The 10764-nt window shown below is 46.7% G+C and carries 13 protein-coding genes and 1 tRNA gene; 9 read left to right on the top strand and 5 right to left on the bottom strand.

All coding sequences use genetic code 11. The features are described from left to right. The first annotated feature begins 20 nt into the window (after positions 1-20). Positions 21-614 carry a DedA family protein gene (locus GCU39_RS15485; RefSeq protein WP_152394343.1) on the top strand — a complete coding sequence of 198 codons (594 nt, stop codon included), beginning with the start codon at positions 21-23 and terminating at the stop codon, positions 612-614. An 8-nt stretch (positions 615-622) separates the two neighbouring features. On the opposite strand, the gene GCU39_RS15480 is transcribed toward GCU39_RS15485, so the two are convergent. Continuing rightward, positions 623-1321, bottom strand: coding sequence for a hypothetical protein (locus tag GCU39_RS15480; RefSeq protein WP_152394342.1), 699 nt, complete (start codon positions 1319-1321; stop codon positions 623-625). Between the two features lie 158 nt (positions 1322-1479). On the opposite strand from GCU39_RS15480, the gene GCU39_RS15475 reads away from it, so the two are divergent. The 6 genes from GCU39_RS15475 to GCU39_RS15450 all read left to right on the top strand — a co-directional run bounded on the left by GCU39_RS15475 (position 1480) and on the right by GCU39_RS15450 (position 5104). Continuing rightward, positions 1480-2052, top strand: coding sequence for a xanthine phosphoribosyltransferase (locus tag GCU39_RS15475; protein ID WP_152394341.1), 573 nt, complete (start codon positions 1480-1482; stop codon positions 2050-2052). Positions 2053-2138: 86 nt separating this feature from the next. Further along, positions 2139-2468 (top strand): hypothetical protein, encoded by a 330-nt coding sequence (locus tag GCU39_RS15470; RefSeq protein ID WP_152394340.1) that lies wholly within the window; start codon positions 2139-2141, stop codon positions 2466-2468. An 88-nt stretch (positions 2469-2556) separates the two neighbouring features. Next, positions 2557-2778, top strand: coding sequence for a hypothetical protein (locus GCU39_RS15465; protein ID WP_152394339.1), 222 nt, complete (start codon positions 2557-2559; stop codon positions 2776-2778). A 75-nt stretch (positions 2779-2853) separates the two neighbouring features. Beyond that, positions 2854-3198, top strand: coding sequence for a TFIIB-type zinc ribbon-containing protein (locus tag GCU39_RS15460; protein ID WP_152394338.1), 345 nt, complete (start codon positions 2854-2856; stop codon positions 3196-3198). 822 nt (positions 3199-4020) lie between these two features. After that, positions 4021-4107: transfer RNA gene (locus GCU39_RS15455), tRNA-Leu, on the top strand. Between the two features lie 181 nt (positions 4108-4288). Then, positions 4289-5104 carry a divergent polysaccharide deacetylase family protein gene (locus GCU39_RS15450; protein WP_152394337.1) on the top strand — a complete coding sequence of 272 codons (816 nt, stop codon included), beginning with the start codon at positions 4289-4291 and terminating at the stop codon, positions 5102-5104. On the opposite strand, the gene GCU39_RS15445 is transcribed toward GCU39_RS15450, so the two are convergent. Continuing rightward, positions 5086-5784 carry an N-acetylmuramoyl-L-alanine amidase family protein gene (locus GCU39_RS15445; protein ID WP_152394336.1) on the bottom strand — a complete coding sequence of 233 codons (699 nt, stop codon included), beginning with the start codon at positions 5782-5784 and terminating at the stop codon, positions 5086-5088. The genes GCU39_RS15450 and GCU39_RS15445 overlap by 19 nt on opposite strands. Positions 5785-5914: 130 nt before the next feature. Between GCU39_RS15445 and GCU39_RS15440 the strand changes: the two genes are divergently transcribed. Together GCU39_RS15440 and GCU39_RS15435 are read left to right on the top strand one after the other, a co-directional pair. After that, on the top strand, positions 5915-6133 hold the full coding sequence (locus GCU39_RS15440; protein WP_152394335.1) for a YqzE family protein: 219 nt from the start codon (positions 5915-5917) through the stop codon (positions 6131-6133). A gap of 111 nt (positions 6134-6244) precedes the next feature. Then, a complete protein-coding gene (locus tag GCU39_RS15435; RefSeq protein WP_193726946.1) occupies positions 6245-6805 on the top strand; it encodes a ribonuclease FAU-1 family protein in 561 nt (186 codons plus the stop codon). 38 nt (positions 6806-6843) lie between these two features. On the opposite strand, the gene GCU39_RS15430 is transcribed toward GCU39_RS15435, so the two are convergent. From GCU39_RS15430 to GCU39_RS15420, 3 genes are all read right to left on the bottom strand, one after another. After that, positions 6844-7800 carry a hypothetical protein gene (locus GCU39_RS15430; protein ID WP_152394333.1) on the bottom strand — a complete coding sequence of 319 codons (957 nt, stop codon included), beginning with the start codon at positions 7798-7800 and terminating at the stop codon, positions 6844-6846. 143 nt (positions 7801-7943) lie between these two features. Continuing rightward, complete coding sequence (locus GCU39_RS15425) at positions 7944-8819, bottom strand: YqhG family protein (protein ID WP_321575640.1); 876 nt, start codon at positions 8817-8819, stop codon at positions 7944-7946. A 6-nt stretch (positions 8820-8825) separates the two neighbouring features. Continuing rightward, complete coding sequence (locus GCU39_RS15420) at positions 8826-10577, bottom strand: DEAD/DEAH box helicase (protein WP_152394331.1); 1752 nt, start codon at positions 10575-10577, stop codon at positions 8826-8828. Positions 10578-10764 lie beyond the last annotated feature (187 nt).

Below are 10764 nucleotides of genomic sequence, written 5' to 3'. Positions count from 1 at the left end.
GGAATGGAAGGGGTTTTCTCATGCAAGGAGCATTACATTTTCTAAGTGACTATGGATATATAGCTTTGTATCTACTACTGGCGGCAGGGATCGTTGGTGTTCCGGTGCCGGACGAGACCCTGATGCTTGCGGTGGGCGGCTTGTCCGTTCACGGACATTTTTCATATAGCATGATTCTGCTTGTGAGTTTTCTAGGCAGTATGACGGGGATGTTAATTAGCTATACCGTCGGCAGGAAAGTCGGGAGCAGTCTTTTGCAGCGCTATGGGAAGTGGGTTCATTTGCCTCCAGAACGTCTTGCCAAAGCTGAGCGTTGGTTCCACAAATATGGCGGTCTAAGCATTATCTTCGGTTACTTTATTCCAGGCATTCGACATGTGACGTGCTATTTTGCAGGCGTTACGCGCGTACCGTTCATGAGGTATTTATGTTTTGCGGGGAGCGGGGCCATCATTTGGTGTTTCGTCTTCGTTACCCTTGGCCGTTTTGTTGGATCCAATTGGCCTGTGATTCACCGTTTTGTGCGGCATCATTTAGTTCACAGTATCTCGATTGTTGCAATACTTGTTCTTGTCATTGCATTAATAATCGTTAGACGAAAAAAAGCTGCGTAGATCTTAATCTACTCAGCTTTTGTTACCTGGAACAACTTTATTGATTGTAAGAGATGTGTCATTGGATCAACATCGAGTTTGAGCAGAGCGTCTTTGGCATTATAACTAATGACGTAGTCGGTTTCGCGATCGGGTTTGCCGAGTGCTTTGATGACTTGATCAGCATGCTGGTTTATACGAATCCCGCGAATTCCCGTTGCGACCTCTTTTTGATACACTTCAATGAATTCAACCATGTTCGAAACATTGAATCCGACGGAAAATCCATTGTATTCATAGACTTCAATCGGTTCATCGACATCGTCCATTGTATATTGATCGCTTGGTTTGCCAAGTTTGTTCGTAACTTTTGACTTAGACTCGGATAGCGCAATGCCGACTAGCTTGGGATTCTGCGGATCGAAGGCAGGCTCCTCCTGCTTCTTCGCTGCTTTATTCGAATCCTTGCTATCTTTCGAATCCTTCGAATCTTTGGAAGATGAGATTTCTAGCTTCTTCTTGCTTGGTTGATCGATCGCATCATTCGGATCACCGGATTCTTGATTCGGATCTGTTGATCCTGCGGCTGCTTGGTTTGCTGCAGGTTGTGTTTTGGTTGATGTCTGACCCGTCGGCAGTGAGGCGGAATCCATCATGTTGCTGCAAGAAGGCAGAATGGCAAGACTTATAATCAATCCAACATACATCCATTTTATCGGTATTTTCATTTGGGTATGCTCCTAAGTGAAAATTTATGTATCTGTCCTACTTCATTAGACGAAATCTCGTTCTAAAAGTTACGGATGATAGGGTAATTTTTTTACTTGAATGAAATTCAAACGTATGTTAACTTAACTTACATAATCCGCATTCGGAGGTATAACGTATGGAATCGTTGAAACAGCGAATTTTAGAAGAAGGTATTGTCTTATCCGATCAGGTATTGAAACTCGATGCGATGCTCAATCACCAAATCGATCCGCAGCTAACCACGGTTATGGGGAAGGAGCTTGCTGCAAGGTTTCGGGATCAACAGGTAACAAAGATTATGACGGTGGAATCATCAGGCATTCCGATCGCCTTCGTCGTTGCTGCTGAGCTCGGTGTTCCGCTCGTATTCGCTCGTCGGAAGAAAACGCTCGTCGGGGATACAGAGACGTACAGCGAACGTGTTCCTTCTTTTACCAAGGGCATTGTAACGGATATTATGGTATCGCGTCAATTCCTTCATGCGGATGATCATATTCTGTTCATTGACGATATCATTGCGAACGGCGATGCTGCTCGTGGGCTAATCAAAATTGTTGAGCGTGCAGGTGCTACCCTCGTAGGCATGGGCGTCGTGGTCGAGAAATGCTTCCAGCATGGCGCATCATCGATTCGTGAACAAGGCGTAAGGCTCGAAGCTCTCGTGAAAATAAATTCTCTCGAGAACGGGCAGATTCATTTTCAAGAGTAAATTCATTAATCCTGGGCGAAAGAGTCTCTTTCATCCCTGTTGATTTTGACTTATAATAAGGAATATGGGAAGGGAGGCGACCAACTATGGGGAACGAACAGGTTTCTGAAGCATTTTTCATGAAGAAGTTAACTGACGCGAAAGTCCATTTTGAACGTGCCTTGGATTGTAAGCATACCGAATTTGACGATCTTTATCCCTATATGATTGAACACCCTCAATTTTTCTGGTACAAACGTTATGTTGCTTGGTCGGAATTGCTCACCATTGTGAAATTATGCGATGAGCTCGGATATGAATGGAACAACCAATTCACACCGCATCAAGTGTCATACGTCAGAAATCGGGTGATGTCGTCGAAGGTATTAGATTACTGGTTTGAGACGAATGATTTGAAGAAGCATGTAGAACAATAATGATCCTATACCTACAGGGACGGAACAGCTTGCTGTTCGGTCTCTTTTTTCTTATGATGATGGGATTTTATATCAAAGGAGAATACACATGGAAGCACTAACAGATGAACAACTGAATCAATACCGGCTCGATGGTACGAAGGTTCGTGTCGTCCGCGATGCGCTCGAGATCAATGATGTGATTGGGATTGTTGTTGCTTGGGATGACGCAACCGTGATGATCAGACGGCCGAATAAACGTATTGTGAAGCTCGACCGCAACTACTCGATTACACCCTTTACAATCGAGCGGATCAATCCATTTGAATAAATGAAACCGCTGGATTTGGACAACGTAATATACTCTAACCCTGCGTGTGAGCAGGCATTGAAAGGGAGTGTATGAATGAATTGTCCAGTATGTCATGATACGCGAATGCGTGAAGTGGAGAAGGATGGGATCTTAATTGACATCTGTCCTACCTGCAAAGGAGTATGGCTTGATCGGGGAGAGCTTGAGAAGCTGCTAAGCGGCGTTCGAGAAATCAGACCAGCTTTCAATCAGTGGTATGATGAGCACGACGATCATGATCGAAGAGACTATGATGACAGACATCGACACGATTCGCACAACCAGCATAAGCAGCACAACCAGCACAACCCATATAACCAACACAATCAACCACATTATAATCATAAGCATAAGAAGAAAAAATCGGTTCTGGACGTATTCGGGGACCTGTTTGATTAAAAAATGACGCCGTCTCTTCATGGGGCGGCGTTCGTTCATTCTTGTAGTGGGGACATCCGCTCTCTAACGAATCGTGGAGAGCTTATTCCGGCGAAAATGGCGCATGTACGCAGCTAACGAATCGATATAACGTTATTTGGGCTATTTGCCCTGCCAATAGGCGCATTTCGGCGAAATAACGATCTCACGATTCGTTAGAACTTAAATCCAAGCGATTTCGGCCGAATAGCACACCTCGATTCGTTAGCGAGGACGCCCGCTCTCTAACGAATCGAAGAGAGCTTATTCCGGCGAAAATGGCGCATGTACGGGGCTAACGAATCGAATAACGTTATTTGGGCTATTTGCCCTGCTAATAGACGCATTTCGGCGAAATAACGATCTCACGATTCGTTAAGAATCCAAATCCAAGCGATTTCGGCCGAATAAGCACACCTCGATTCGTTAGCGAGGACGCCCGCTTTCTAACGAATCGTGGAGAGCTTATTCCGGCGAAAATGGCGCATGTACGGGGCTAAACGAATCGACATAACGTTATTTGGGCTATTTGCCCTGCTAATAGACGCATTTCGGTTAAGTAACGATCTTACGATTCGTTAGAACTCAAAACCAAGCCATTTCGGCCGAATAAGCACACCTCGATTCGTTAGCGAGGACGCGCCCGCTCTCTAACGAATCGAAGAGAGCTTATTCCGGCGAAAATGGCGCATGTACGGGGCTAACGAATCGACATAACGCTAGCGCCTTATTGGGGAAAATTATTGACGTGGTTGTTCGAACGTGATAATATAAATCTTACCGAATTCAACGTAATTCGCATATGCGGTCATGGCGGAATTGGCAGACGCGCACGGTTCAGGTCCGTGTGGTAGCAATATCGTGGAGGTTCGAGTCCTCTTGACCGCACCATCTTATACAATCAACGGGTCCTTAAATTACGAATAAGTAATTTAGGGGCCTTTTTTTTGCGTGTCTCTTGGTAATCCGTTAGATCAAAAGCCAAGTCTTGGAGATGCTTGTTTGGGTTGTATACTTTGGACGCTTCCATCAAAAAATGAAGATATTCAACATTGAAATTGGAGGGAGCTTCATGATATGTAGAGGATATAAATCCAGGCTGTTTTCCTGTCTCATGGCGATTGCATTAGGCGTGATGTATAGTGTTCCCCAGGCCGCCACAGCAGCAGGAAACCCGGATATCGTAGGACAAGCGCTGCAGCAGAAGAAGATCGCTCTCGTCATTGACGATTTCGGTAACAACATGAAGGGAACCGAGCAAATGCTCAAGCTGCCGATTAAATTCACCGTCGCGGTCATGCCATTCTTACCGACAACCAAAAAAGATGCCGAGATGGCGCATCAATTAGGCCATGATGTCATCGTGCATATGCCGATGGAGCCGAAGTCTGGGAAGGCCAGCTGGCTAGGTCCCGGAGCAATCTTGACATCGATGTCCGATCAAGAAATCCGTAAACGCGTGGAGGCAGCGATACAAGAAGTCCCCCATGCCATCGGAATGAATAATCATATGGGCTCCAAAGTAACGGGGGATGAGCGCGTGATGCGCGTCGTGCTCCAAGTCTGCAAAGAACGCGGGTTGTTCTTCCTCGACAGCCATACCAATTATCATACCGTTGCTCCGCGAATTGCCAGAGAACTGGGGGTTCCGATCGCAGAGAACCAGATGTTCCTGGATGACAGCATCACGGCGAAGCATATCTCAGGTCAGGTTCGTAAAGTTGAGGCGTTCATGCAGAATCATGACCAATGCATCGTCATTGGCCATGTTGGTACTGGAGGCTTAACGACAGCGTCCATCCTTGCTGGTTCGCTGCCGAAGATGAAATCGATGTTCCAGTTCGTTAGAGTGGCGGAATTCGCTACGGCTCACAAGAGCGATAAGTAATATTGCAATGCGCCAGCAATGGTATTGGCAATGGCGGTCTGTTCCTTCGGATCGCATAACATGCGGCGGTCCTCGCTGTTGCTAATAAACCCGGTCTCGATAATAACAGCAGGCTGATTGACGCGACGCAGTAAATAGAAAGGTTTGCCGCTTTGCATTTCCATATGGGTGCCGTAATGTTTGTTCAGCGCATTTTGAATAATGTTCGCGAGCATAATACTGCGGCCTTCTTCTTTATAGAGGACAACAGGCCCGCGGCGGTTGCGATTTTTATTCCAATTGACGTGCAGGCTGACGAGCATTTCGGTCGGAATTTCTTCTGTCAATTGACGACGCTGGGCAAGATCCCTGCGGTGTCTAGATTTATTGTTCAGCCAATGATTATCTTCACTTAGCGCATAATCGCCCGTACGATTCAGGACGGCGTGAATGCCGTTCTTCTGCAGCAGCAGATAGAGGCGGGTACCGATCTCTAGGTTGATATTCTTCTCTAGAATATTCTCGTGGCTTGTACCGCCATCGATGCCGCCATGTCCTACATCAATAACAATAACAGGATGGGTGAAAATTTCGTTCATTGGTGCGGGTTCCGCAGCAGCAGATGAAGCCCAGGTATGACAGCTGAAAATGACAAGAACACTGGCAAGAAGAAAGCGATGTAATGGTCTCGTTATAGGCATATGAAATGAAATCCTCCTTGAAAAAGCTTCCTGCATAGGATGCGCAAAATGAAAGAAATGATGCGCTAAGTTTATTTTTTGTACCAATGGAGCATGCTATGAGTATGGAATTCAGCAAGGAGGGGTAGCAATGGCTAAAAAAGGTGAAGAGCTCGTCAAATATATTACCGAACAAGTTGTTGTCTATATGGAGACGCCAAAAGATGTTCGTAAGCAGCATCGTCAAACACGGGAGCCGTGGGTATTGAAATGGTTCGGCTATCTCCCGTACAGCATTCTTAAATGGGTACAAGGAACATTTAAAGTAAGCCATGTACATGAAGAAGCACCTCCTTCATCCAAAAGTTGAAGGCTGGTGCTTTTTTTTGAATGATAAGAAATGTTAACGTCCATTTGAAGGAAAGCGGGGTTTGTTTATACTTGCATGTTATATAATGGACAGACAGGGAGGAGGGGTTTCGTGAAAATAAAGCGAAAAATCGCAGACTTGTCCGATTGGAACCGGAAGCTGCGGGTAACCTATCGTCAAATACTTGTGAAGGAAGACGATTATCAGGGGTATGTCACACGCGTCCAATTTGATGATGTAGAAGAACCGATTTGGTATCAACCGGATACGGAGATTGAGCGCTATAGGCTCGTGGATGATCAATATGTATGGCTGCAATATTTTCCGAACCATGCGAATTACGCAGTAACGACGGTTATTGATCCGAATGGTGTGCTCGTCCATCATTATGTGGATATCCATGCAGGCAATGGCGTGTCGTCTGAGGGTGTGCCTTATTTTGATGATCTCTTCTTAGACCTTGTCATCTTACCCTCGGGTGTTCATATCGTCTTGGATGCAGAGGAGCTGGAGGAAGCACTAGAGCGGGCTGTCATCACGTCAGAGCAGTATGAGTTAGCTTGGCGGACGCTCCATACTTTGCAGCAGGGGATTGAAACCAGTGGTACGGCGTGGTACGACCGTTGGAGAAGGGATGCTGCGCAGCTGTCCGGTATGATGTCTGCCAGATAGAACAAAAATGAGCCCCATTCGAGGGACTCATCCTACGATCATTTATAGAATTTTCCGTAAGCAGCTAGGGATTGGAATGGGATCCATCGTGCTCCTTCGTCATGAACCATAATATACGTAACGTTCCCCCAAGTCTGATAGCCCGAGACGGCTAGCGGAATTAAATAGGTGTCTTGGTACCAATTCGATACATAGGTAATTCTGGCCTTCTGATCGAGCTTTGAAGAAAGATTTGCTGCGTTTTTAATTTCGAGGGGAGCATGGGTTAGCCAATTGATGCGTTCGAATGGATCGAAGGAGGCGATAGGCTGTGCATTTTTGTTAGGTTGAATGACTTCTTGCATACCAGCTTCCATGGGTGATCCTTGGCTTAATGTATTCTTTTGCTTGTCCCACTCTTGGTCCGTGATGAGGAGCTGCTCCCCGGTCTTGGCATTGTAATAGGTCGCTGGTTGATCCTGCGGTTCGACACGCCAGACGGCTAACATCGGGTGTAGATAATAACGCTGGATGTGCAGACGTTCGGTGGTCAAAAGTTGATTTCGTTTGATCGATGAAGGAATGATACCATGCTGCACCAGAGAGAGGTACAGCGTATTTGTACTGAAGAGCGGACTTGGACCGACGCCATATTCGGACAATGTCAATTGCTGCGACTCCGTCGCACTGACGATAAGATACCCGAGCTCCTTATTCTGCTTCGTTAACTGCACGAGCCAACTGTGCAGGCCGGGACCGAGGGGAGAGATGGTATATTCCGCCCCTTTCCAGACGGTGAACGGCGCATGCTTAGATAAATCTTGAATCCAGCCTTCTACATGCGAAGCGAGCATTTGTTGGTCGATGGCTGGTATCGAATCGGCATCAGCGGATGATGTCACTTCGGAAGCGGACGCGGCGATGACTGGCGATACGGGTGTTAAAATTATGCTAATGAGCAGTGTAACGGTTGCACAAGTTGACAAGAGTATGCGAATAAATCGCGATGGTTGCATGAGCGCATCACCTTCTTGCTATCATATTATGATCTTATGTTCCTTATTGTAGCGGACAAGCCTGGAAAAGGTTGTTAAAACGTGTCGGCAGTGCTGCCGTTGTCTCCGTTCTATTTTTGCGAGGTTTTAGCGAGAATCGTCTGTTATTGGTTCGCGAAGGACCGCAGATGAAAGAATCCGCAATTCATGACGGAAATTCGGATCTTCGGTTCATATTGCCATGTCAGTTCTTGCTTGCGATTAGCGTATTGTTCTTCTACAGATTTCCTTACTTCTTCGTCTTCTGTCTTCAGCAATCCCTCATAGTAGCTGTCAATCCGCGCAATTTCGTCATCGAATCGAATTCTGGCCTCGATCGCCCAAGCGTCATCGTACGTTTTAATCTTCTTCTCAATGAAGCTCTCAAGCTGATTCCGTGCTTTCGTTAAGGTTAGAGCGCTGCGCAGGACGTGAACATTGGCCGGAAGTCGCGGGGTCATTTTACGTATTAACATGTCGTCGCAGAAATGCTCACGTATCTCACCTGTCACCATCGAGATCCCAAGCGAATGAATTTCTTCACGCTTCATATCACAAGCGAATTCGACCTTCATATTCACCCCAAGCCATTGCTCATAGGGGGTCGAGAAGTTGGAGGATTTCTGCTCTGCTGTCGGCAATTCGAACAGATTGACATAAGAGCCGCCCGCCTTCGCAGCTTGGAAGAATTGATCCAATCTCCGACTGCCGTACGTGACTTCTTCCTTCAGCAATCGATGGGCGATATAGCCGGGTCCTGGCGGGGGATCTGGCGGCAGCGGGGGCATCTTGTCCTTATCGAAAATAAAACAAAACTTCATCGTCTCCGGCTCTGTCCCTGTACGATCGACGAACCCCCAGTAATATGGGCGATTCGTAAGCTCACGGTCTGCCTGCGGCGATAACTTCACGATGACGTGTCCCGGCGACTTCTCGATCAAATGGCAGTTCGTCGCATCCAAATAGCGAAGAACATATTGCTGGACTTGCTTCGCGCTCATCACCATTTAATTTGCTTCCTCCTGTGGTACTTCTTGAATGTACGGCTCATTGTCCGCAACTGTTTTGGCGATGTCGTGGAATGATTTGCCGATCGATTCCATATTCGCCCGTATATCCTCATCCGATTTTGACTCCAACATCATTTTATAGAGCCTTTTCTCGAGCGAATCCTGCTTCTCCATCCGTTCAAGGATGACATCCAGCTGACCGATGACGAGCTCGAACAAATTGATTTTTTCATGGAGCAGGTTCAGGATATGCTCTTCGATCGTTCCGGTGGTGGAGAGATTATAGATTTTGACATCATTTGTCTGCCCGAGCCGGTGGACGCGGCCAATTCGCTGCTCGACGCGCATCGGATTCCAAGGCAGATCGAAATTGATCATGTGGTGACAGAATTGCAGGTTAATGCCTTCGCCGCCAGCTTCTGTCGCAATCATCACTTGCGCGCGGTTACGGAACAAATCCATCATCCAATCCTTTTTGCCCCGATTCATACCGCCTCGATAGGGAACAGCCACCATATTCTTGCTGCGGAAGAAATTCAGAAGGTAATCCTGCGTCTGTCGGTATTCGGTGAAGATGATCACTTTATCGTTCATTTCTTCAATCAATTCGAGCGCTTTCTCAGCTTTGGTATTGGCTTTGATCTGCCGGATCATATTCACAAGCTCCCAGATCTTCGCATGGACAGGAGAGTCTTCCGGCATTTTTTTCGATAGATTGATGAGGGTCAAGAACACGGCATCTCGACTGCTGCATACTTCACGCTGCAGCGTAACGAGGGAGAGCATGCTGCTCATATCGCCGTTAAGCTCGTTATAGCGATCCTTGACGAAGGCCGTTACGCCGTTATACAGTGCCATTTCTTCATCGGACAGCGTTAACGGAACATTCTTGACGAATCGTCTGGTGAATCCGATATTTCCATCGCTTCGCCGATTGCGTATCATCACTTTGGACAATTCGCTCTGCAGTTGGTCCTCATTCTTCGGCAGCCGCTTATCCACGATGAAGTTCGCGGCAAAATCACTGACACCGCCGAGCTGTCCTGGTTTCAATAACGTAATGAGATTATAGAGCTCGCTGAGGTCATTCTGAATCGGTGTCGCTGTCAGCAGAAGACAATATTTTTTGCGCAATTGGGTAATGAATTGATAGTTGGTTGTTTTCTTGTTTTTCAATTTGTGGGCTTCATCAATGATGAGCATGTCGTATTCATTCTGCAGGAGCAGGTCCTTATGTGGATCGCGCTTGGCGGTATCCATCGACGCGACGACGACGTCATAGTGCCATGTGTACTCTTTTTTCTGTGCAACGGCAGCGATGCCGAATTTCTGATTCAGCTCGCGAACCCACTGAAGGACGAGAGAAGCAGGTACGAGAATGAGCACTTTGCGTGCAAGGCCGCGAACAAGATATTCTTTGAGAATGAGCCCGGCCTCAATGGTCTTGCCAAGACCTACCTCATCCGCAAGGATGGCTCTGCCGCGCATTTCATGAAGGACCTTCGTCGCTGTCTCGATTTGGTGAGGGAGCGGACTCAGATTGTTCAATTGGGTGAGGCACTGCAACTCGTCGAAGCTGGAGACCACCTGAGATTGTTCCGCTTCATAATGAAGACTGAATAACGTAAAGTCGTCCCAAGGACCGTTCTTCGCTGTGCGTTCTTCTAATTCTGAGAACCAGGCACGATCGAACTCCATCTCAACAGGCGATGGTTTGGCCCTTGACGTATTGACAGAATTTATAGACATGATGAGATTAGCTCCTTCGTGATGATGTGCAAAAAATTATAGAAATTCATGAACTGTTCTGGTTAGTATGGACGAAAATGGGCGGCTTCATAACTGGGTTACAATATTCTCCAAATGGAAGGATTAAGAATTGCAAGTCTAGAAATAGAGCGTGCGATAGAGAAAAAAGAAGCTTGAAGGGACATGC

Source organism: Paenibacillus guangzhouensis (assembly GCF_009363075.1).
Taxonomy (GTDB): domain Bacteria; phylum Bacillota; class Bacilli; order Paenibacillales; family Paenibacillaceae; genus Paenibacillus_K; species Paenibacillus_K guangzhouensis.
This window is presented reverse-complemented; position numbering and strand designations above follow the sequence as displayed.